This window comes from Porphyromonas levii, from assembly GCF_018206105.1.
Classification (GTDB): Bacteria; Bacteroidota; Bacteroidia; order Bacteroidales; family Porphyromonadaceae; genus Porphyromonas_A; species Porphyromonas_A levii.
Map to the genome: position 1 here is coordinate 51,197 of NZ_JADRGN010000006.1, position 21,489 is coordinate 72,685.

A 21,489-nucleotide genomic window follows, 5' to 3' on the forward strand; every position below is an offset into this window, starting at 1 on the left:
CATAATATGGGAAAGCTAAAGTCTCTTGCGACTAGGAGTATTACTGGAGCAGTATACGTGGGAGTGATATTGGGTAGCCTATTCTGGGGCAAGGTGGAGGTCTTGGCTTGGATACTGGCACTCTTTGCTATGCTGGGTGTGTATGAGTACCAGACGATGATGAAGAGCAACCAATATGCCCTCTTCCTGAAGATATGGCACTCCCTGATGGCGGGGTTGCCTATCTATATCGCTTATGAATGGAGGTGCGGCGGTGAAGTGTATATGGCTGCTTTGCCCTTGGTGGTGTATTACCTTTTCTACTTGATAGGGGAGATATATCGCATCAAGCGACAGCCGGGTGTGGAGCTGGGACATGCTTTTTTCTCGCACTTCTATGTCACTGTTCCGATGATATTCTTGCTATTAGCGGCAACGGAGGAGCACTTCCGTTGGGGGACGCTAATATTGCTGCCTATTTTCATCACTATCTGGCTCAATGATACTGGGGCATATCTGGTGGGTTCGCTTATAGGAAAGCATAAGATGATACAGAGAGTCTCGCCGAATAAGACTTGGGAAGGGACTATAGGGGGTGCCGTGGTTGCGCTTATAGGTACTACGGCTTTTGTCCACTTACTCGGTGTTGGTAGGTTTGGCTTAGAGCTAGTAGGCTTTGTGCTTATCGTGGTGTTTTTCTCTACCTTTGGGGATCTCTTTGAGAGCTTTCTCAAGCGTTCTTGTGGTGTGAAAGACTCAGGAAAGATCCTACCAGGGCATGGTGGGATTCTCGATAGAATAGACAGTCTGCTCTTTGTAGCAGTGCCTGCCTACTTCTATCTGAGTTTTCTAAGAATGTAAGAAGTGAAGTCTATTCGGTGAGTGGACGTTGGAAGACTTCCTGAAAGGCAGTCCATAAGTCCTGCATGGCCTGCTCCATACTTATCTCTTGACCGGATTCGATAGATAAATTGGTTACCCCCTTGTCGGTAAACCCGCAAGGGTTGATGATGCTATACGCATTGGGTGGTGTCGTGACATTAAACGCGATACCGTGCATGGTGATGAAGCGACTTGCCTGTATGCCTACAGCGCATAGCTTTCGTGGATGATTATTGATGTCTATCCATACTCCTGAAGCACCATGTATGCGACCACCTACGACACCATACTTAGCGGCAACACGGATGGCTACTTCCTCGAGGTTGTCGACATACTGCCTTAGCCCTATCCCTATCTCTTCAAGATCGAAGATAGGGTAGACCGTCCACTGGCCTGGTCCGTGGTAAGTGACATCTCCGCCCCTCTGGATGCTGAATAGGTCTATTCCTTTCGTCTCCAGAAGCTCTGGGCTAAAGAGGATATTGTGCGGATCGGCATGTTTGCCCAAGGTAATGACAGGATAGTGCTCATTGAAGATGATATGGTGCTGTACTTCCACACCTTGTCGTTTGTCTGAGAGTGCCTTCTTATATAGTGCTTGTTGCTGCGCCAATGAGTCCTTGTACTTTATCTCCCTATTGATAAGTACCTTGATATTCCTACTCATATCTTCTAAAAGTTATTGATTTTGACATCACTACAAATACTAGCTCCGCCGCAGAACTTGCAGTTGGACTTTTTATTGTTGGTATGAAAAGGACAGTCGGGAGCCATCATTTGGATGACGGTCTCCTTTAGTTTTTCCTCGAATAGCTCTTGTAGCTCTTTGTAGTTCGATACTTCTTGCTTGGCATTCTTGAAGAGGTCTTGGAGCTGTTCCCTAGGCTTCATCATCAGTGGTAGTAGATGGCTTGCATTGACGCCCTTTACAATCTCTTTGCCATCCTGAGGGTGCAGAACCATATAGCAGTAGGTAAGCAGCTGAAGGAGCACTTTGAATGTCTTGGAATTGCCAGAGCTAAAACTTGTCTTAATATCCCCATCAAACTTGTCTCCTCCTGTCTTGTAGTCGATGATGCGCACCATATCGCCAAGCTTATCTACCCTATCAAGTTTTCCGAATAGCGATATTATCTTTCCTGGCTGATACTCCAACTGGGCATAAACAGGGACTTCCCCGCCGATGTACTCGAAGGAGGCATTCTGCAGAATGTCCATCTCTATCTGCTTACATACAATCTTTGCAGCCGCAGAAATATGAGCGACGAACGACTTCTCCATATTGTTCGGATTCAGACCTAAGGTATTGCAGAAGTTAGTTGTTAGCACCTCTTTAACCTTCTCTTCGGTGATGGCTTTGAGTGTATCGGTCTTCACCACCTTGCCCTCGAAGTCTTTGTAAAGCTGATTGATAGTGTCGTGAATGGACGTTCCGAACTCATTCCTCTGCGGTATCTCGGATATCTCCTCCTCTCGCTTTAGCCCTAGGATATTTTCGAAATAGAACTGCCGAGGACAGCAGATATACTTTATTAAGCTGCTAGGCGATAGGCTCTTGGTGCCACCTAGCTTCAGTTCCTCTTGGTAAGCGTGTATTTTTGCTCTGTCCAAGGTGAATTCAGCGGTGCTATTATCTACAGGGTTGATGGGGAGATTTGCTTCGATGTGAGTTGCTTCCCTGCCATAGATATGTGTGAGAAGGGTGAGGTAGCGCGATGGTTCGCCACTTGACCTATCGCTCTTCCTAGAGTCGTACAGAGCATGTACCTCCTTCGCTCTACTGATGAGGCGGAAGAAGTTATAGGCGCGGATATTGTCCTGCCATTGATAGGTCGGTAGTCCAAAGCCTGCTCTTAGACTCTGCGGGAGCAACCCTATCCTTCTACTCTTTGACGGAAGGATACCCTCTCCTGCATCCATGATGATTACCGTCTCAAAGTCTATAGACCTTGCTTCCAGCATTCCCATTATCTGTATTCCTCTGAGAGGTTCGCCCTCGAAAGGGATACGTAAGCGCTTAATGGTCGTAGTGATTAGGTCGTATTGCGTAGCGAAGCTATTGATTTCTGTGCGCTCTTCATCGCCCTGTACGAACCTGTCTAGTGACTCTCTCTGTTGTATGAGTTTGTCTCGAACCAGAGCAAGCACGTCTCTGTCGGTAGCGCTATCGGTCGGTATTTGGAACAAAAGCGCTAGAGTGTTATCTAGTAAAGTCTTACCCTCGAGCCCCAATAGGAGTCTTACCGAATTGGTATCGACATTGAGTCTCGTTAGTATCTCAGAGACCTCGAAGTAGTGCTTATATTCCTTAGGGTTACTCAAGAGCTCTGCTGTTGAGATCTCTTCTTCTGTCAGTTCCAGGCCAACAATTACTTTTAGTTCATCTCCTCTCCAGCGGTTCTTACGATTGTATACTCGCTTTTGGAGCGATAGAAGTTGTAATATTCTATTGATTAGAGGGAGCTCCTTTATAGGGAAGCCCATAGTTATATTTACTTGCTCTGGCTCGAGAGATAGATTCGAGAGTAGCGGGATAAGCTGTCCTTCATCGGGTAGAATAATAGCTACTTGAGGATCCTCTAGCTGTGCTCTATGCGTTTCTTCCTGCCAATCTATCGTCCCAAGAATCTCCTGATCGATGTATATCGATTGCGCAACACGAGAAGGGATAGAGATAAAGCGAAAGTTCGCGTTACTATTATCAAGGGTGCGCTGATATTCCAGTTCGCCAGTAGGCTCAGGGAACTTATGTAGTAGCTCTCGCGACTTCTCTGTGAAGCTCTTCTGCAAGAGGTCACTATCATAATCCCAATAAAAGAGCGTCCCCTCTGGGAAAAGCCTGAGCACCTTCTGCTCGCTCATCGAAAGCCCATTGAGTCCTACGAATACATTGACTTTGTCCTCGCCAAGAGGGTTCTTCTGCTCTACGACCTCCCGCATCAGCCTGCCTGTGTAGGTCAGACCTTCCTGGCTTAGCCGTAGGTTCAGTTCAGAATATATGTAGCCTACCTTTGCCCAAAACCCAGAGTACTCCCTATCAAATTGCTTCGCCCCATCCTTCATTATTTTGACAAAGCGAGTTAGTGCCTCTATCTGCTCCTCACTGAGGTAGTCCGAAGGGTTACTCGTAAGCTCTCCCAGCTCATCCATATTCCTGAAGATCTGGTGGGTCGGAGCCAAATGAAGGTCTATGTCATTGAAGTCCGCAAGGAGTTGCTTGCCGAGTTCATAGAATTGTTCAAACCTGTATTCCCCTTGCTCTTCCGTCCTCGGGTAGTAGGTCTTATAGATCTGATAGAGGTGGAATATCACCAGTAAATCGTTGTTGACATCCTCCTCAGGCAGATTTCTACACCTCCTCAGATAGTTGTATAGGGTAGTTGTCTCGGGGAGCAAGAGTTGCTCCTTGCCATTCTTTCGCGCTGCCTTTAATAGGTAGTGGCTGAAGAATGTGCCCGCACGTTTATTCTGAAAAAAGAAACGATACTTGTAGAGCTCTTCTCCCTTAGTGCGGTAGAAGAGCTCTGCAAGTCCCTCAAGATAGGATCGACTCATTGGTATCCCCCTTTCTATATCATCTTATAATTAAAATGGAGCGCCACTCTTATTCTCTATAATCGTAGCCTCAAGTGTGGTGTTCTTATCGTCAATAACGAAACTCATAGCCGACGGTAGTACAAGGTGCGATAGGCTCACGGTTACATTGCCCTGGTCAAGAGGCGTAGAAATACGCTCCACAGGGATGATAAGTACCTCTAAGTCCTTGCCTGGATGCTTCTTGATATGGTCTAGAATCACCGAGCCAATGTTGCCAAAGTAGTAGGCATTAGACCCCTGAACCGTAATCTCTCCTAGGAAAGAGGTGTAGAGCTCCGAACGAGTGCCTTCGGTGCGCTCCTTCTCGAAGAACTCCTTGGCTCGCTCCTTAGGTAGCATCAAAAGGGTTTGTGGGGTGAGTAGCTTATTGGCATTGTTCTTCGATGCCGCCTCAGTCTGCACACCTTGTAGTGTGTACGTAGCCGCATTCAGTCGGCGTGTAAAGCCCTTAGGCGCCTCCTTCAGCGTCTTCTCTATCTCTGTTGTAGGTATAGTCATCTCTATCCAAGAGCCAGCTGGAGCCTTGATATGTACGTGGGTCGTTGAGGCTAGCAACTTATCTAGGTTGTAGTTAACAAACATAGATAGCTGAGGTACCTCCGAAGTGTGGATCAGAGACTGAGAGAAAGCCTCCTTTACCATCTTCTTCTCCTTGGTCTTTGGATCTACCTTCTCTACCTCTTTAGTGTAGTAAAAGGAGAGTTCTGTATTGCTTATCCTGATGACGCTACCTTGCCCTGAAGTAATTTGCAAATATACCCCCGAGAACCATTGGTCAAATGCAGTCTGGTTTGCAAAGACTGGGTCATTGGCCTTGGACTTATTGAAGAACTCCTGCCCTAACTCTGTCGGTACAGGAATCGATATCCGATATCCCTTTTGCTTACCAGTGGCATCGAAAACCTTGCTTGAGCCTCTGCCTGCCCAGTAAGAAGCAGTACCTAGCTCATTCCCAACATAACCCGTGATGTCGCTTATCGTATACTTGTTGTGCTCCAATGGCTTTGCGAGCCTATAGGCTGTTGCTGCCATATTGGAGATGGTATCACCTACAAAGCCGTCATAGTAGAGATGCAGACGCACAGAGTCTATCTTTTGGATTACCTCCTCGTCTCTAAACTTAAAGCCCTGAGGAATGTAGAACTGTGTGAGATACTCGCTCTTTATTGCCCCAAACTCCTTATTAGGGATACTCCCAAGGTAGCCCCTAGAGCTACTCACGTATATATTATTGCTATGACCCTCGGTACTCGCCTCTACAGAGCGGATCTTTACCTTGAAGTCTTTGCTGATGGGCTTACTTTTGAGGTAATCCGGAAGCACCTCTGATCCGATTGAGTTTTTGCTGCTATCACACCCTACCAAGAGGAGAGCTACTGTGACTGCTGCCCATATTATACCTTTCTTATTCATCATCTATCCAAATAATCGTCCAATACATATCGGGCTAGGGTAGGATCAGCCACACTCTATAGTTGTCCCAATCCTATCTCACCTGTAATACTTACACGTCCTCGTCTATATCTTCTTCCTCGTCACGCCCAATCACATCGGTGTAAAAGTCCGCCACGGTCTCTATCAGTTTATCGTCGCTCTCAAAGTTAAGAGCCTTTATCCCCGAGTTCTTGATGACATTCTTGAGCTCATCACTTGCGTTGGCTTCAGAATAGATAATGCCGTCTACATACTCTAGAATAAGCTTAACCAAGGCCTCTCTATCCAGTTTGTTGCCATCAAGCAGAGGGTGCTTGATGTTATCATAGCCTAATACTCCTGTGAGCTGGTCATCAAAAGGAAACTCTGGAGCCGTATCGTAAGCCGAATAGACTATCTTGGCTCTAGAGAGCGCAGGGTCATCCTTAAGCATAGTACGCAGATACAATGGCGCTAGCCCAGTAAACCAACCTTGGCAATGGATGATATCTGGTATCCAGCGTAGCTTCTTGACCGTCTCAAATACACCACGGATAAAGAATACAGCACGCTCCACATTGTCCTGGTAGTAAGTGCCATCGCTTTCGGTAAAGACACCTTTGCGACCAAAGAAGTCATCATTGTCGATGAAGTAGACCTGCATCCTCTGTGGCATTAGGCTAGCTACCTTGATGATGAGCTGGTGTACCTTATCATTGACTGTAAGATTGACCCCAGATAGTCGGATGACCTCATGAAGCTGGTTGCGACGCTCATTGATTACCCCGTAGTTGGGCATAAACGTGCGGATATCATTGCCGCGCTCTAAGATGCCCAAAGGAATCAATTTAGAGTCCTTCCCCACAGGACTATCCTCCAAGTATGGATAGATTTCCTGCGCCAAGTAAAGAACCTTTTTCTTCGCCACCTTCTTCTTCCTCATTGTCACCATTCTCACATCTCCTATTATTTAATACTGCGTGTAGTGTGTACGTTGTCTTGATTTTTATACACTTTACACCCCAAAGTTACCGATTTTTCTCGACATAGCCAATTGTGGGACTTGTTTGCCATTGGTAGTCCTTTGATTTTCAGTCGAAAAGGGTTCTTGTATGCTTATCTCAAAAGTGTAAAGGTAAGCAGTATTTCGAGGGGTCTGAGGGGCGTAATTGTCCTATAGGTGTGAGGTTCGGAAATGGTGATGACCTCATAATTTTTTTGATTTGTGATATTGGAAAGGAGTAGGTCGATTTTTATCTTCTTGCTTTGATACTTTACACCTAGGTCGAGGAAGGTAGCCTCCGCATTAGCTTTAGTATTCCCTTGTAGGGTATTGTGGTATTCTGCAGCTGCTGTGGCAGACCAATTGTCCGAAAGCCATACCAGTAGCCTCCCCTTGTGTATTTGGCTAAGTAATCTAGCATGTGTCTCTACTCTCCCGCCTTGACTATTGGTGTTACTTCCCACTATTGATCCAGAGTAGTCCAAATTGATGTCTGGGGTGAAGCGGAATGATAAGTCTAGCCCACTAGTATAGCTGTCTGAGATTAGACTTGTTATTTGCTCTTGGACCAACATGTCTGACCAATTGCGACTGTATGAGCCTCTAATAGCAGCGTCTATCTTGCCTTGCCAAAAAGTCTGGGCTACACGGAGGTTGGCTCCCCAATTGGTGGATAATGAAGGACGCTCAATAGATCTGAAGATAATAAAGCCATCTTGTAGTGAGCTAGAGGAGGTGTAGAGCCTTTTATTCTTGGAGAAGTTGCTGCCCGCAGTAATCGCAGTGCCACTTATCGGCACCGAATAGGATAGGTTCACTGTGGCTACGTGGGTATTGCCTTGGTAAGGTCTTGGGAGCTTTTCGGTCAGTCTCCGCGAGTCCATGACTTTAAGCCCAGGGAATTGGCTCGCCGCTCCCAAGAGATTATGGTAAAAGCTATAGGAGGCATTCACTTTGAGGTTATTGTCCCAGTATCGACTACCTCTGAGATAGAAGTCTGACTTTGCAAAGCTCTCATGTGCCTGAGGATATCTGTATAGGTAATAGGTGATAGGCAGTTCAGCCGTTATATGCCAGTTATTGCTCTTCCAATTGTACTGTGGTCTCCAGCCTATACTATTGGATAGATACTTTGAGGGCGTAGCAGAGTTATCATCCAACCATGAGCTCTCTACTCCGATATTGTGGTACTGTATATCCCACTGGAGCGTATTGTCGAGTTGGTGCTCGCCCCACCTCCAATTAGCTCCAATGGTAAGGCTATTGTCCAAGAGCTTGCTCTTGATACTTTGGCTACGAGGTAGAGTAATAGTTATCGATTGATTTCGAGATAGGTACTTCGCTATATTACTCAGTTTTACCAAGGTTTTACCCGCCCTAAAGAGGTACTCCGTACTATTTTCCACCTTCGTGTAGGGTAGAGATAGATCTTGTTGGTAGGGGGTATTGTCTTGATTAATAATGTCTTGGCTGTGGCGAGATTGGTGCTCTACCTTGGTCTTGTTGTTAAAGAAGGAGGCATCACCATTGTATTCATAGTCCCCCTCTAGCACCATTTTGCGTTCGCGTAATCGATACTTCTGCTCACTCTCGAGCGTGTACCGATTACCATCGGGTAGAGCGTAGCCTATCGTCTCCTGCTTGGAGGAGCTGAAGCGTTCGTCACTATAGATGGCATTGATGCGGAGGAATTGATAATTGCCTAGCTTCAGTAGCTGATTACCAGAGAATACGTAGGAGTGGTTAAATCTTTGTCGATTGCCAATAGGAGAGCCTTGGAGCGACTCTCCCATACTGCTATAGAAGTCGGGCGAAGTATAATCACTTAGAGAAAAAGTCATCTTCCTGCTTGTCGATTGCTCGTGTGCACGGAGCTCAGCAGCCATATCCTTGCCTGTGTCATTGGCTTTGATGAGATAGATCCCTTGTGAGGTAGAGTTAAACCTCATCACTCGGGCATTGAGGTCATAGAGCAATGGGCTAGCCCCTACGCCTGCCGAAACCCATGCGAGCCACCGTCCTTTTGCTTTCTCCGTGAGTTTGATATTGAGTGCTGCTCTATCCGAGAGCGACTGCGTCTCCAGCATACGTATTGGTTCGTGATTGCGGTAAACCTCTACGGCAGCCACATCATCAGGGCGTAGGCTATTGCTGGCGATGGCGTACCGTCTCCCCAGTAAATCCATCTCCTCTATGTAAAACTTATTGATGCCCTTACCCTCGTATTTGATTTGCCCTCCTACGACCTCCAAGCCAGGCATGCGCTCTATCACTTGCGATAGTGTCAGATCCTGCTTTTGGGCAAATGCAGAGGTGCGATATACTATCGTATCGCCCTCCTCTCTGATCGCAGGTGCTTTGATCTGTACTTCTCTCAATTGAAATGTGGTCGCCTCCATCTCCAATCTTAGCGTTGTCCCGCTCTGGTATTGGATAGTAACTTTCAAGGGTTTGTAGCCTAGTAGCGATCCCCTCACCACTAGGCTCTTCCCCTCTACTATTGTTCTTTTACTCTTGAAGGTGAAACGACCGTCTTCATCACTCTGAGCGGTGCTAATCGACCTATTCGTGTCGGGATCTATAAGGAAGAGCATAGCCCCATCCACTTTGGCTCCATTTCCCTCCAAAACCTCTCCCTCTATCACTGTCTGAGCAATCGATTTTGACTCAGAGAGTAAAAAGCAGAGTAAGGTAAATAATAGGGTCAAGTATTTACGCATTCGATTATTGCTCTATATATTGGTAGCGCTTGGATAGCTTTCTATACCTTCGATCTATCTTGTCGTGGTACATATTACTTAAGTCATAGTGCTCATCGTATTTCTTGAAAATAGGTCTGGGATCCCCACAGGCATTTAGTTTCCTAATCCACATCAGCTCCTCTCGGCTTACTTCTTGAACTGGTTGATTGAGCATCTTTAGAGGGATTTCAACATCTACCTCCTGATCTAATACCTCAAAGCCCTTCAGCGTAAATTTATAGGCGCCATCTATGGAGTATGCCTCTGTTACCAGCCCTGGCAAGCCATTGAGCTTCCATGGACCATATGATAGAGGGATTTCGGTAGTGTAATAGATTATCCAATCTCTGCCGTATAGGTGCGCTGTTGCCATTTCTGAAGCATACCCAGCAACCAATTTAGTAGAGTCTCCAAAGGTGTAGTTTACCTCTTTTATATCCTCTACAGTTTTGAAGTAAAATACGTTGTAGTCTAGTTCGGTATACTTCATTTCCACGGGGTTATAGTACAACCTATTCTTAGAACCAGGGGGAACAGTCCGCATCTGTGCAACAACTTCTTGTGAACTCAATCCAGCAGCCTGAGCAGCAACTCTTATTGAGTCCCGTTGAACCGTATAATAGCTCTGAAAAGAGCTGTTACTATTTGTGGAAATATTAAGTATGAAGAGGTCTCTAATGACCTCTTCATCAAACAAATTGACCTCCTCTTCTTCATACATTGCCCTATAGGACTGTGCCCTAAGCGGTAGTGCAATCACTACGAAAGCAAAGAGGATAACCATGATATGTCTTTTCATGATGCTATTTGTAATCTTCGTAGCAATGGTCATTCTTCTCTATGAAGTCAATGGCGACTTCAGGATCAGAAAACCTTGCAGAACAAACGGTACCAATACATGTTGCAAATACACAGTGCATTTGAACATTTTGTTGATCCTCTGTCTCTGAACCTACTTCTATCGTCTGAGGTGGAGTAGGAGTAGAGGTCGTTGTGATAACATTGGCAGGTTCATCAGCCAAGGAGAAAAGCGGGAGACAGAATAGCGTCACCGCGGATAAGATAATCTTTTTCATGATAAAATAAACTTAAAGTAAAACATACAAAGAGGTATAAAAACCTCATGTTTTACTTTTGCAAACGTAATGAGAATCGTAATAACATCCAAAAATATTTTGATGTTATTTAGTAATAAAATGCGCTGTTTTGTGAGTAATATTTGAATAATGTGCCTGTTCTATATTAAATTATTGTTCTATGTATTGGTAGCGCTTGGATAGCTCTCTATACATCCTATCTATCTTGTTGTGGTAGATACCGCTCATGTCATAGTTCTTGCCGTATTTCTTGATGATGGGTCTAGGATCCTTGCAAGCAATTTGTTTCCTAATCCACATCAGCTCATTTCGGCTTACTTCTTGAACTGGCTGATTGAGCATCTTTAGAGGGATTTCAATATTTACATCTTCATCCAAGACCTCAAAGCCCGTCAGCGTAAATTTATAGGCGCCATCTATGGAGTATGCCTCTGTTACCAGCCCTGGCAATCCATTGATTTTCCATGGTCCATAAGGGAGAGGAATTTCAGTGGTATAATAGATTACCCAATCCCTACCATATATATGTGCTGTTGCCATTTCTGAAGTATATCCAGCGACCAATTTAGTGGAATCTTCAAAGGCATAGTCAGGTGCCTTTATATCCTCGACTGTCTTGAAATAATAATATCCATAATCCAGTTCGGTATACTTCATTTCCATGGGGTTATAAAATAATATATTCCTTGAACCAGGTGGAACAGTCCGCATTTGTGCTATTCTTTCTTGCAAACTCATGCCTGCATCTCGACACGCTCTTCCAATTGAATCTTGTTGTAGCGTGTAATAACTCTGAAATAAGCTTGTCCCCTTCTTGGAAATTTCAAGCATGAAGAGGTCGCTCGTGACTTCTCGGTCATGCAAATTGACTTCCTTTTCCTCGTACATTGCTTTATACGACTGAGCACTAAGTGGTAGCCCAATAACAATAAGCGCAAATAGGATTAATAATTTGTGTTTACTCATAAGCCTATATCTCTATTGTTATAGCGATTGAAAGTTTGCTTTCTCCACAAAACTAATCCAAAAATATGTAAATGCCAAATAAAAGGACTGCAAATGTAATCTCTTTAGGGTTAATGTATTGTTGCTTGTTATTAACTCGGGTTTGATGTGAGGTTTATGTATAATGTATTTTTCAATATAATATGTTGAATATAAATGTATTTTTTGTTAGCCACCCTTGAGGGCGTGGAAAGGAGACCTCCTTGTTTCCACAGCCTCTCTTGTCGCTTCGCACCTCGTTTAATTTTGGCTGTCGAAAACTTCGCTAATGCTCAGTTTTTCAATATATTGCATAGTGCATTGGCATAATGGTCTTACATCTAACCTACGTGTTATCAAAATGATCTCGGAGAGATTGTCCCAGCGTGTTTGCGCTAATGGTTTATCTCTGTCGGAAGAAAATAGCTGGTGGTACGCTGGCGAGGACAAGGATACGAGCTTTATCCTCGAAAAAGTGTGATGTTTCATGTTTTCTATCCTCGAAAAAGTGTGATCTTTTTGTATCTTAATCAATTACTGATATTCTGAAATTACCCTCTATACTTACCTCGTGGTGAATCTATAGATGAGGAAAATTTATTCCTAGGAATAAATTTATTTTTCTGTACAAATAAAAATATTTATCTCTAGGAAAAGTTTTATTTATTCCTAGGAATAAATTTGGTCCCTCTGCATCTCTACAATGTCTGCGACAGGGAGAGAATTTTTGTGGTCTCATTATCAGTGGGATAGGGGAGCGCTATGGGGTGTTGAGAGAGGACTTATGTGGGGTCGGACTTATTGCTAGACAACTCCTGATAGGTGGGAAGGGTTGGCAGTTGGGTGGTCTGGTGACCCTCATAATCTATATGATAGACGATCGTGGTGGTGCCATTAGAGAGACAGATATAGGGAACCCCGAGGGCGCTATTGTACTGCCACGCTTGCTGGATTACGGCTTGGGTCAGAGGGATATGTGGTGCCTTATATTCGAGAACCATGAGTGGCTGCAGTGCTTCGTCGAATACGATGGTATCGCACCGCCTAGAGAGTTTCCCAACGGTAATGGTGTATTCATTGGCGAGATGCGTGGCAGGATAGCCCAGCTGGGTGAGTAGGAAGTGGACTACGGCTTGTCGCACTCGCTCTTCAGGGGTGAGTGCAACCCGCTTTTGACGTATGGGATCGAATACAGTAGGGCGTTGGTCGCTCATCATTCTACTTATTTAGCTATATTTGTGGCTGGAGAGCTCTTGGCTCTTGGCCTTTATCCGCCAATAGCAAATAGCTAACAGCCAGTAGTAATACAATCACGAAGCATGCCCTATAGCGACAAACCTCAGGAGATACTCTCGCAGATCCGTGCGGATGAGAAGCCTTTTCCTATCTATATATTGATGGGAGAGGAGGAGTATTTCACGGACAAGATAGAGAAAAAAATCGTATCTGCCTACATGCCGAACGAAGATGAACGGGATTTTAATTATACCATTCTTTACGGTTCGACTTGTACGATAGAGGATATTGTAGCCTCATGCCGAAGGTATCCTATGGGTGGTAATCGTACCATTGTGGTGGTGCGCGAGGCACAGGGACTAATCTCTTCTAGCACAAGTGAGAGTGGTAGTGGTCAGCCTTTGGCTGGTCTTACCCAGCTACTCACTCATCCCAATCCATTCAATATCTTGGTAGTGAGTATCAAGGGGGGTAAGAAGCTGAATCGGAGGATGTCTTTCGTGAAAGAACTGGAGAAGGGGGGCGTGCTGGTGGAGAGTAAGGAGATACGCGACTATCAGATAACACCATATATTCAGCCTATTGCTGCTGAGCATGGTTTGCAGCTATCTATGCAGTCTCAGGACGTGGTGGCAGCTCGTATTGGTACCGACCTGATTCGCCTAGATAGTGAGATGGAGAAGTTGGCAACAGCTTTGCCACCCAATGCTAAGCAGATGGTGACCCCCGAGATGGTGCTCGAGTACACTGGATGGAATAAGGAGTATAGTGTCTTTGACCTTCGTAAGGCGCTTGCCTTCGGGCAGAGAGGAGAGGCGATGAAGGTGGCGATGGCACTGGCGGCAGACGAAAAGAAAACGCCTGTGCAGATGATTTTACCTCAGATTTTTAGTTACTTTGCCAATCTATTGATTGCATTTTATGCTGTCGATAGGCGTAATGAGCAGAGTGTGATGAAGCAATTGGGGATTTCTAACCGCTTCTTCGTCCGTGAGTATATGGCTGGTCTGCGTAATTATAGGGCAAGTAAGGTATTGAATATCATTAAATACATACGCAGGTGTGATGCTCGAAGCAAAGGCATGTATAGTGATGAGGGGAGTGGAGAGGAGATCCTACTGGATCTGGTACTATTTATCATGAGCTAACAAACTATAGATATTAATGAGTTATGGAGGAAAAACACCCATTGGAAGACTTTAAGTACTGCCCTAAGTGTGGCAGTGTAAATTTCGTGGAGCAGAACGATAAGGCGAAGCATTGTAACGACTGTGGCTTCACTTATTACTTCAACCCCTCTACGGCAAGTATGTGTTTTATTACCGACAGGTACTATCGGGTGCTTGTGGCGGTACGAGGCGAGGAGCCTGCCAAGGGAAGTTATGACTTACCGGGCGGTTTTGTGGATTGTTTCGAGACCGTGGAGGAAGGTATGGCTCGTGAGATACGAGAGGAGACAAGGATTGATGCACCCGCCGGGACTAGGGCTGGTGTGATTTCGCCCCTGAAGTATCTATTCTCTCTGCCCAACATCTACAGGTATTCGGAGTTCGATGTACATACTGTGGATATGGTCTTCCACATGGCTGTAGAGTCGCTGGATCCTTATGTGGGCATAGGTCGTGACGATGTAGCGGAATTGAAGGCTATTCCTTTTGCTGAACTTAATCCTGAGGACTTTGGGCTAGACTCTGTGAGAAAGGCGGTGGAGATGGTACGAGCTGATCGATACTTCTAACCATTGACCTTTAGCATTTGGTCGTCAACAGCCAATACCCAGTTGCCAACAGCCAACTAGTGAGATTTTGGTATCTTTGTCGAAGCCCTAAATGGATGGGAAGATATATATGAAGAGAAGGACAAATGGCAGTATAGTACCGGAACCAGCACTGAGGCGCTTGCCTTGGTATCTGGCTTTTGTAAAACTATTGATGGCTCAGGGGGAGTCTGTGGTCTCCTCGACCCATATCGCAAAGAGTACTGGGGTAGACTCAGCGCTGGTTGCGAAGGACTTGTCGTATGTCTCGATCGTGGGCAAGACCCGAGTGGGATACGATGTGAACTTGATGGTGGAGGTGCTAGAGGAGTTCTTGGGGTTCAATCATCAGCATAAGGCTTATCTCTTTGGGGTAGGTAACCTAGGTGCAGCACTCCTGCACGATAAGGGACTATCGCAATACGGCATGGATATAGTAGGGGGCTTCGACGTGCGCAATGAAATGGATAATACTGAGATAGGGGGTACGCCTGTCTACCACATGTCTAAGCTAAAAGAGGTGATGGCTCCAGACGTACATATAGGCATCCTTACCGTGCCTGTGGACGTGGCTCAGGAGGTGACGGATACGCTGGTGGGTGCTGGCATGACTGCAATCTGGAATTTTACGCCTTTCCGTATTAGTGTGCCTGAAGGGGTTGTGTTGCAGAATACCTCTATATACTCGCATCTGTCGGTGATGTTTCACCGGATAGAGGAGACTACTAAGCCATGAAGATATTTAGCACTTGGGGAGAGCATCAGGGGATAGGAGGGTTTGTCCTGAGAGCCGATAATGTAGTCTGTAATTCGGGCAAGGACATCTATGTGCCGGACTGGATGACAAGTGTTGAAGCGCTGCCAATGCTTGTGATACGTATTAGCAAGGTGGCGAAGAGCGTGGAGAAGGAATATGCCGAGCGGTACTTCGATAGAGTGTCGCTCGCATTTACGTTCAGAGCGGAGGGGTTGGCAGAAGGGTATCCTGAAAGGATGCGAGAGGACTTCGATGGTTCTTTTGTGCGCTGGAGTGACTGGGTGGAGGTCGATAATCTGAGAACGAGGCACTTGGAAGCACTGAAGGTGATTCGTCCGACAGAGCTGAGTGTGCCTGCCCAACTGGAACTCCCAACGGACGAGATGATAGCTGACGCTATCGCTTTGGTGAGTCAATATTACTTGCTAAAGGTGGGGGACTGGGTAGCTCTTCCTGCTCTAATGGATGGGTGGAGCGTGGCACCCGGCAATGGGCTGATAATGTATGAGGGTGAGGAGAAGAAGGAATTGATATACGTAGGTATTAAGTAGATATGAGTAAGCTAAGACTTTGTGGTGTTGTATTGGTAGTGGTGTCTCTTGCGTGCTCGATGAGGGCACAGACTGGGGGGACAAGTTATAATCCAGTGGTGACAGGAGCACCTATTCTCACCATCACGCCTGATGCGAGGAGTGCTGGTATGGGTGAAGTGGGGCTTACTACGAGTGCAGATGCCTATGCTCTATACCATAATATCTCCAAGTTGGCTTTCGTGGATAAGACTTGGGGTATTTCTTTTGGTTATACGCCTTGGCTCACCGAGGTGGCAAAGGATATCAGCCTTTCTACGCTGGCTGGCTATTATGGTTGGGGCAATACAGGAGAGATTAATCATGCTGTGGCGGCTTCGATACGCTATTTCCATATCGGGCAGACACAGGCGTTTCAGCGTGAAATGTTGCTCCCTCTTACGATTATGCCATACGAGTTGGCACTCGATGCTGGGTATTCAATAGCTCTGAACAAGCACTGGGGACTGGGGGTATCCATGAGGTATCTAAAAAGCGACTACAACTATTCTGTGAATGAGGTGAAAGGTCGGGTGGATAAACTATTGATGGATGTATCAGCCACTTATCAGACTCAGCTTCGTCTGGGCGAAGAGATGAGAGGTGACCTACGTGCGGCTATAGCGGTCAATAACGTGGGAGGGAAGATGAGCTATGATGGCGGTAAGAGCTACCTATTCGCTCCTGCTATTTTGCGCTTGGGTGTAGGTATGGATGTATTGGCAACGCCTGAGCATAAGGTGGGTCTGCATATCGAGGCCAATAAGGTAATGGCGCCTACGCTGACTGCGACAGATCGGATTAAGCCTGAGGGATACTATGCTATGAGTATGTGGAAGGCGATGGGAGTCTCTTTCGGCGATGCCGAGGGAGGGGCTTCTGAGGAGCTTCGTGAGGTGGTATGGAGCTTGGGTGCGGAGTATAGCTATGATAATAAGCTCTTCGGACGTATTGGTTACCACCATCAGGATAAGAGCAAAGGAACGAATGGGGGAATGACCTTGGGTGGTGGATTTGTCTATGAGTGGGCAAAAGTGGATATCTCCTATTTCATAGCTACACAGGCTAATTCGCCTCTGAATAATACGTTTAGACTATCACTCGGTGTCAATTTCTAGTATGAAGGTACCATATAGAATAGGGCATGGGTATGATGTTCATCGATTCGAGGAGGGGCGTGAACTATGGCTCGGTGGCGTTAAGATCGATTACCCATTGGGACTTAAGGGGCACTCCGATGCAGATGTTTTGCTCCATGCTATAAGCGATGCTTTGCTCGGTGCTTTGGCGCTTAGAGATATAGGATACCATTTCCCCGATACCGACCCCAAGTACAAGGGGGCAGACTCGAAGGTGTTGCTGAAGGAAGTAGGGGCGCTGGTGGCTAAAGAGGGATACAAGATTGGTAATATAGATGCCACAATCGTTGCCGAGCAACCTAAGATAAATCCGCATGTGGAGACGATGCAGTCAGTGATTGCAGGGATACTGAGTGTGGAGCCGAATCAGATTTCTATTAAGGCAACGACCAATGAGAAGATGGGTTTTACTGGTCGCAAGGAGGGTATTCTAGCACTCGCTACGGCATTGGTATACCTGCCGTGATTGGCAGAGTACTATGTCTGTTGGTTGATATAGAGTGACAAATAAAAATCGAGCCATAGTCATAAACCTATGACTATGGCTCGACCAACTAAACTCAATTAACTAACACTAATTGTATGATGCACTTATTTCCCAGAAGTGCGAACTGGTTTGCTGTTATTGCCTAAGTTTACGCGCAGTGTAGGCATTGAATCTTTTATAGCTCCTATGTACGAGATACGCCTTCTTGGGTGGTAGCTTTTGTGTCAATAAGGTAATAAAGTCTTGATTGGCCTTTTGCCTCTTCGCGCTTAGATCTACTAGTTTTTGTATACTATCGCGATAATCCTTATCGCCTGCTCTATCCCCAAGCTGAGTCATCTCGTCGTATACCTTTCGAGTCTCTACCCAAGTCTGTACTCTGATATCATCGTATCTCTTTAGTTCGGCTCCCACTATTGCCTTCTCCTCTTCGGTAAGCTCGGCAGCCTTAGCTATAGCATCCAGTCTATCCTGAGCATACTGCTGAGGCTTTACCATAGACATCCTCCCGCCATTCTGCCCTCTTCCTCTAGGACGCTGACTATCTAGTTGTGTCTGTGCATTGGCTTCGTATGTAGTGGCTACTTCGGCTATTGCCGTAGTCGTAACTGTACAGCCGATACAGGCAATAGCTGCCCAAGTCATAAATCTTCTCATAAATATTATCTAGAGCTAGAGATTATATTCTTTTCGTTGTCCATATCCTCGAGAAGCACAGTGCCCCAGTAGTCCTCTGTGGTGTCGTCCAGTAGAAACTGCTCAAATTGGTCTTTCGACATATCTTCGGCTCGTAATTCGATACCTGTACTCTCTATCCCTTTATCAAATAAATTAGGCACTAGATTAAGCACCAATACTAGTCCAACGATTGCCGCAGCAATATATAGATAAGGGCGCAGTACATCGAGTGGCTTAGGCTTCTGTGGAATAACTTGAACCTCCTCCTCTGCTATTCGCGCCATCAGCCGATCCTTGAAGGACTCAAAGTAGCCCTCTGGTGTGCTGAATGGGTGAAGGGGATTCCTTTCCATCTTATGTATTCTCTCCTCTCCGGTCATATTACTTATCTGCTATCTATTTACACCTCTTTGACGATTGGTGGGAATAATGGTTTAATCTATGTTGAGCAAATTTTCTATTCTTCGGTATTATCAATACCAAGAAACCCTTTTAACTTCTTAATGGCATGGTGGTAATTAGCTTTCAGAGCACCCTCGCTCGTGTTGGTAATCTCTGATATTTCCTTGTAGGGAAGGTCCTGAAAGTAGCGAAGCTCGAAAGTAATCTTTTGCTTTTCGGGTAATTTGTCTATCGCAGCCATAAATTGTGCTTCCGCTTCATCGCCGTCGAAGTAAGGGTCACTGGTGAGCATCTCAGCTAGGTCGTACTCCTCAGTGGTAAGTGGGAGCTTTCGGTTTGCTTTCTCTCGCCTGAGGAATGACAATGCTTCGTTGGTGGCAATAGAGTACATCCAGGTACTTAGCTTGGATTGTCCTTTGAAGCTATCGATATTCCTCCATACCTTTATAAAGGTGTCCTGGAGTATATCATCGGCATCTTCGTGGCGGTAGACTATCCTTCGGATCACGGCATAGAGTTGCTGCGAGTACTTGTCTACCAGGTACTCAAATGCCTGCTCTCTATCCTTCTTGTTCTGAAGTAGTTCTACTAGCTGTTCGTCAGATATTTTGGTTGGTATCTTCATTCTTGCTATCAGCCTCGGTTTTCTTCTCCCTCGTGAGCTCAGGATAATCTATCCTCGAGTGGTACATATTGCGCAGCTTCTCCGTAAAGATATATTTGGTTTTCTCAATGTCACGGAACGTCAGCGGCGTATTTTTGAGATACCCATCAGCCACGATGCTATCCACAATCTTATTCACATGATCTATCAGCACCTGCTCGGTAATCTCTTTAAGGCTTCTCGAGGAGGCCTCTACGGCATCCGCTAGCATCAGCACGCCTTGCTCTTTCGTCCACGGATTAGGACCAGGGTAGCGGAATATGCTCTCGTCCACAATCATGTTGGGGTTCTCGTTCTTGTACTTGATGTAGAAGTACTTCGTCATCCCCAGGCCATGGTGCGTACGAATAAAGTCAATGATAGGCTTAGGTAGATTGGCTTTCTCCGCCATCTCAATACCATCGGTGATATGTTTGATGATAATCTTGGCACTCTGGTCGTAAGAGAGACGGTCGTGGGGGTTATTAGCACCTTGGTTCTCGGTGAAGTAAGTAGGGTTTTTCATCTTTCCTATATCGTGATACAATGCGCCGCTCCTTACCAGTCGGATATCACCACCGATCTCGTCGATTGCCTCTGAGGCAAGGGTCGATACATTTAGCGAGTGTTGGAAAGTCCCTGGTGCTACCTCGCTAAGCTGGCGTAACAATGGCTTATTGATATCGGCTAGCTCCACAAGGCTGATACTAGATACATAACCAAAACTCTTCTCGATGACATATACCATCAGGTAGGTAAACATCAGGAAGATAAAGTTGATAGTGAAGTAGAAGATGATATTCCAGTCCATCGTCTGCGGAATGCCCTCAAAGGCAAAAGTCATGGCGTAGTAGACGACTACCATACCAAAGAATACGGAGAAACTAGTCCTAATGAGGTCGCTTCTTTGAGTAAGATTACGGAGCGTAACCAATACAATCCTACCAGCTACCACCTGAATGATGATAAATATAAGGGGCGAAGGCACCACCAAGGAGACCATTAGTACGGTTGCTAGGTGGGTAATCGCCGCAGTTCGGCTATCCAGGAAGATACGAATGTGTATCGCCACCATACTCAGTGGCAACATATAGGTAATTTCTGGCTGATTGGGAATCAGCAAGAAAGCCAATATAGTGAAGAGCGTTACATTAGACGATATGAATAGAATATTCTTCGTCTCTTTCATGAGCTCTGGTCTAAATGCCAATAAATAGGTGTAGAGTGTTCCGAAAAGGAGCACGATGAGTACGAGTTGCCCAGCAAAGAGGATGAAGTTCTCGCTCTTGGACTTAGATGCTTTCTCGTACGCCATCCTATATCCCTCTAGCATCTGGTAAATATCAGTAGTCACCACATCTCCAGTTCCTACGATACGTTCTCCTTTCTGCACTTCCCCTACCACCTCCGTCAGAGTCGCTAGTCGCGCACTCTGCATCTGTGCCGTCTTTAGCTCATCTACACTGAGGTTGCTCAGTAGATACTTCTCAAAGTTTACTTGCTGTAGTACCTCAGGTTTTATCTTAGGTGGCGCATTATTGATTGCGTAGTCATACGCTTTCCTCGCATTAAATAACTCCGTTAACTCTCTCTTCTTGGCTACATTCATTTCATCTACTAGATAGATATAGCCTTGCTCCTGAGCTGCGAGAGCCTCGTAGTTCTCATTAGAGAGAATCCCTTGGTCATACACTTCGTCCAGTACCTTTAGTGCATACTGGATATAGTCGCTAGTTACCTCAGCTCCCATATTCCCAGCAGAGAAGTTCTCCGTCAATAAATGGCGCTCTGTAAGCTTCACCTTGGGGTCAATCGTGTAGTAAGAGACCTCCGTTCTCTCAATGCTGTCGCGCTCAGCCACCTTCTGTGCATCGCTCTTGTAGACATTGAAGTTGTATGGCGCCGTAAGCACACCCTCGTACCTCCATGGTTGTCCAAGGCTGTAGTCGTACTTAAACTTCACCTTGGATGGGTAGAGGAATGTAATCAGCACCGCAGCTACCAAAAATACCAGCGCGCTCTTAATTTTCTGAGACCTATAGAGAGCCATAAGTGTATTCCATTACGTTTAATACGAAAAATCCTCCGAGGGTGTGCCTCAATGTATCTAGCGGTACAAGAACATC

Annotated in this window: 20 protein-coding genes; 7 read left to right on the forward strand and 13 right to left on the reverse strand. The window is 45.8% G+C overall.

Annotated features, from left to right (window positions below):
* Positions 1-6: 6 nt before the first annotated feature.
* The gene (locus IX315_RS02430) at positions 7-840 is read left to right on the forward strand and encodes a phosphatidate cytidylyltransferase (protein WP_018358282.1); all 834 of its coding nucleotides are present in this window, start codon (positions 7-9) and stop codon (positions 838-840) included.
* 10 nt (positions 841-850) lie between these two features.
* Here IX315_RS02430 and lipB read toward each other — a convergent pair whose 3' ends face one another.
* The 9 genes from lipB to IX315_RS02475 all read right to left on the reverse strand — a co-directional run bounded on the left by lipB (position 851) and on the right by IX315_RS02475 (position 12,913).
* Positions 851-1,528 (reverse strand): lipoyl(octanoyl) transferase LipB, encoded by a 678-nt coding sequence (lipB, locus tag IX315_RS02435; RefSeq protein ID WP_018358281.1) that lies wholly within the window; start codon positions 1,526-1,528, stop codon positions 851-853.
* 5 nt (positions 1,529-1,533) lie between these two features.
* Complete coding sequence (locus tag IX315_RS02440) at positions 1,534-4,416, reverse strand: PD-(D/E)XK nuclease family protein (protein ID WP_211837126.1); 2,883 nt, start codon at positions 4,414-4,416, stop codon at positions 1,534-1,536.
* A 30-nt stretch (positions 4,417-4,446) separates the two neighbouring features.
* Positions 4,447-5,874, reverse strand: coding sequence for a DUF4270 domain-containing protein (locus tag IX315_RS02445; RefSeq protein WP_240703963.1), 1,428 nt, complete (start codon positions 5,872-5,874; stop codon positions 4,447-4,449).
* An 88-nt stretch (positions 5,875-5,962) separates the two neighbouring features.
* Complete coding sequence (locus IX315_RS02450) at positions 5,963-6,823, reverse strand: glycogen/starch synthase (protein WP_134848876.1); 861 nt, start codon at positions 6,821-6,823, stop codon at positions 5,963-5,965.
* Between the two features lie 164 nt (positions 6,824-6,987).
* Entirely contained in the window at positions 6,988-9,594 is a 2,607-nt protein-coding gene (locus tag IX315_RS02455; protein WP_211639521.1) for a peptidase associated/transthyretin-like domain-containing protein, read from the reverse strand.
* Between the two features lie 4 nt (positions 9,595-9,598).
* Complete coding sequence (locus tag IX315_RS02460) at positions 9,599-10,414, reverse strand: GLPGLI family protein (protein ID WP_244973059.1); 816 nt, start codon at positions 10,412-10,414, stop codon at positions 9,599-9,601.
* 4 nt (positions 10,415-10,418) lie between these two features.
* A complete protein-coding gene (locus IX315_RS02465; protein ID WP_211639519.1) occupies positions 10,419-10,691 on the reverse strand; it encodes a hypothetical protein in 273 nt (90 codons plus the stop codon).
* A gap of 171 nt (positions 10,692-10,862) precedes the next feature.
* Positions 10,863-11,678 (reverse strand): GLPGLI family protein, encoded by an 816-nt coding sequence (locus tag IX315_RS02470; protein ID WP_211639518.1) that lies wholly within the window; start codon positions 11,676-11,678, stop codon positions 10,863-10,865.
* 800 nt (positions 11,679-12,478) lie between these two features.
* Complete coding sequence (locus IX315_RS02475) at positions 12,479-12,913, reverse strand: type I restriction enzyme HsdR N-terminal domain-containing protein (RefSeq protein WP_134848871.1); 435 nt, start codon at positions 12,911-12,913, stop codon at positions 12,479-12,481.
* Positions 12,914-13,015: 102 nt separating this feature from the next.
* Here IX315_RS02475 and holA point away from each other — a divergent pair, with 102 nt between their 5' ends.
* The 6 genes from holA to ispF all read left to right on the forward strand — a co-directional run bounded on the left by holA (position 13,016) and on the right by ispF (position 17,619).
* The gene (gene holA / locus IX315_RS02480) at positions 13,016-14,080 is read left to right on the forward strand and encodes a DNA polymerase III subunit delta (protein WP_211835286.1); all 1,065 of its coding nucleotides are present in this window, start codon (positions 13,016-13,018) and stop codon (positions 14,078-14,080) included.
* A 23-nt stretch (positions 14,081-14,103) separates the two neighbouring features.
* A complete protein-coding gene (locus IX315_RS02485; RefSeq protein ID WP_211831478.1) occupies positions 14,104-14,670 on the forward strand; it encodes an NUDIX domain-containing protein in 567 nt (188 codons plus the stop codon).
* Between the two features lie 109 nt (positions 14,671-14,779).
* Positions 14,780-15,424 carry a redox-sensing transcriptional repressor Rex gene (locus IX315_RS02490; protein ID WP_026215645.1) on the forward strand — a complete coding sequence of 215 codons (645 nt, stop codon included), beginning with the start codon at positions 14,780-14,782 and terminating at the stop codon, positions 15,422-15,424.
* Positions 15,421-15,996 carry a hypothetical protein gene (locus IX315_RS02495; RefSeq protein ID WP_134848869.1) on the forward strand — a complete coding sequence of 192 codons (576 nt, stop codon included), beginning with the start codon at positions 15,421-15,423 and terminating at the stop codon, positions 15,994-15,996. Before IX315_RS02490 ends, IX315_RS02495 begins: the two co-directional genes overlap by 4 nt.
* Positions 15,997-15,998: 2 nt before the next feature.
* Positions 15,999-17,132 carry a type IX secretion system outer membrane channel protein PorV gene (gene porV / locus IX315_RS02500; protein ID WP_211637304.1) on the forward strand — a complete coding sequence of 378 codons (1,134 nt, stop codon included), beginning with the start codon at positions 15,999-16,001 and terminating at the stop codon, positions 17,130-17,132.
* A gap of 1 nt (position 17,133) precedes the next feature.
* A complete protein-coding gene (ispF, locus tag IX315_RS02505) occupies positions 17,134-17,619 on the forward strand; it encodes a 2-C-methyl-D-erythritol 2,4-cyclodiphosphate synthase (RefSeq protein ID WP_211637303.1) in 486 nt (161 codons plus the stop codon).
* A gap of 156 nt (positions 17,620-17,775) precedes the next feature.
* Here the strand turns inward: ispF and IX315_RS02510 are convergent, their stop codons facing one another.
* From IX315_RS02510 to IX315_RS02525, 4 genes are all read right to left on the reverse strand, one after another.
* Positions 17,776-18,297: a hypothetical protein gene (locus IX315_RS02510; RefSeq protein ID WP_026215644.1), complete on the reverse strand. Its 522-nt coding sequence runs from the start codon at positions 18,295-18,297 to the stop codon at positions 17,776-17,778.
* A gap of 5 nt (positions 18,298-18,302) precedes the next feature.
* Positions 18,303-18,698 (reverse strand): hypothetical protein, encoded by a 396-nt coding sequence (locus IX315_RS02515; RefSeq protein ID WP_018358266.1) that lies wholly within the window; start codon positions 18,696-18,698, stop codon positions 18,303-18,305.
* A gap of 77 nt (positions 18,699-18,775) precedes the next feature.
* Complete coding sequence (locus IX315_RS02520; protein WP_211637302.1) at positions 18,776-19,345, reverse strand: RNA polymerase sigma factor; 570 nt, start codon at positions 19,343-19,345, stop codon at positions 18,776-18,778.
* Positions 19,320-21,413, reverse strand: coding sequence for an HD family phosphohydrolase (locus IX315_RS02525; RefSeq protein WP_211837127.1), 2,094 nt, complete (start codon positions 21,411-21,413; stop codon positions 19,320-19,322). The genes IX315_RS02520 and IX315_RS02525 overlap by 26 nt, the downstream gene beginning before the upstream one ends.
* Between the last annotated feature and the right edge of the window lie 76 nt (positions 21,414-21,489).

Excerpts from the sequence above, each read along its gene's own strand:
- IX315_RS02460 (WP_244973059.1), bottom strand. The coding sequence starts at position 10,414 with ATGAAAAGACATATCATGGTTATCCTCTTTGCTTTCGTAGTGATTGCA.
- IX315_RS02445 (WP_240703963.1), bottom strand. The coding sequence starts at position 5,874 with ATGATGAATAAGAAAGGTATAATATGGGCAGCAGTCACAGTAGCTCTC.
- IX315_RS02520 (WP_211637302.1), bottom strand. The coding sequence starts at position 19,345 with ATGAAGATACCAACCAAAATATCTGACGAACAGCTAGTAGAACTACTT.
- IX315_RS02450 (WP_134848876.1), bottom strand. The coding sequence starts at position 6,823 with ATGGTGACAATGAGGAAGAAGAAGGTGGCGAAGAAAAAGGTTCTTTAC.
- IX315_RS02465 (WP_211639519.1), bottom strand. The coding sequence starts at position 10,691 with ATGAAAAAGATTATCTTATCCGCGGTGACGCTATTCTGTCTCCCGCTT.
- IX315_RS02485 (WP_211831478.1), top strand. The coding sequence starts at position 14,104 with ATGGAGGAAAAACACCCATTGGAAGACTTTAAGTACTGCCCTAAGTGT.
- IX315_RS02470 (WP_211639518.1), bottom strand. The coding sequence starts at position 11,678 with ATGAGTAAACACAAATTATTAATCCTATTTGCGCTTATTGTTATTGGG.
- IX315_RS02495 (WP_134848869.1), top strand. The coding sequence starts at position 15,421 with ATGAAGATATTTAGCACTTGGGGAGAGCATCAGGGGATAGGAGGGTTT.
- ispF (WP_211637303.1), top strand. The coding sequence starts at position 17,134 with ATGAAGGTACCATATAGAATAGGGCATGGGTATGATGTTCATCGATTC.
- lipB (WP_018358281.1), bottom strand. The coding sequence starts at position 1,528 with ATGAGTAGGAATATCAAGGTACTTATCAATAGGGAGATAAAGTACAAG.
- porV (WP_211637304.1), top strand. The coding sequence starts at position 15,999 with ATGAGTAAGCTAAGACTTTGTGGTGTTGTATTGGTAGTGGTGTCTCTT.
- IX315_RS02475 (WP_134848871.1), bottom strand. The coding sequence starts at position 12,913 with ATGATGAGCGACCAACGCCCTACTGTATTCGATCCCATACGTCAAAAG.
- IX315_RS02440 (WP_211837126.1), bottom strand. The coding sequence starts at position 4,416 with ATGAGTCGATCCTATCTTGAGGGACTTGCAGAGCTCTTCTACCGCACT.
- IX315_RS02455 (WP_211639521.1), bottom strand. The coding sequence starts at position 9,594 with ATGCGTAAATACTTGACCCTATTATTTACCTTACTCTGCTTTTTACTC.
- IX315_RS02430 (WP_018358282.1), top strand. The coding sequence starts at position 7 with ATGGGAAAGCTAAAGTCTCTTGCGACTAGGAGTATTACTGGAGCAGTA.
- IX315_RS02515 (WP_018358266.1), bottom strand. The coding sequence starts at position 18,698 with ATGACCGGAGAGGAGAGAATACATAAGATGGAAAGGAATCCCCTTCAC.
- IX315_RS02490 (WP_026215645.1), top strand. The coding sequence starts at position 14,780 with ATGAAGAGAAGGACAAATGGCAGTATAGTACCGGAACCAGCACTGAGG.
- IX315_RS02525 (WP_211837127.1), bottom strand. The coding sequence starts at position 21,413 with ATGGCTCTCTATAGGTCTCAGAAAATTAAGAGCGCGCTGGTATTTTTG.
- holA (WP_211835286.1), top strand. The coding sequence starts at position 13,016 with ATGCCCTATAGCGACAAACCTCAGGAGATACTCTCGCAGATCCGTGCG.
- IX315_RS02510 (WP_026215644.1), bottom strand. The coding sequence starts at position 18,297 with ATGAGAAGATTTATGACTTGGGCAGCTATTGCCTGTATCGGCTGTACA.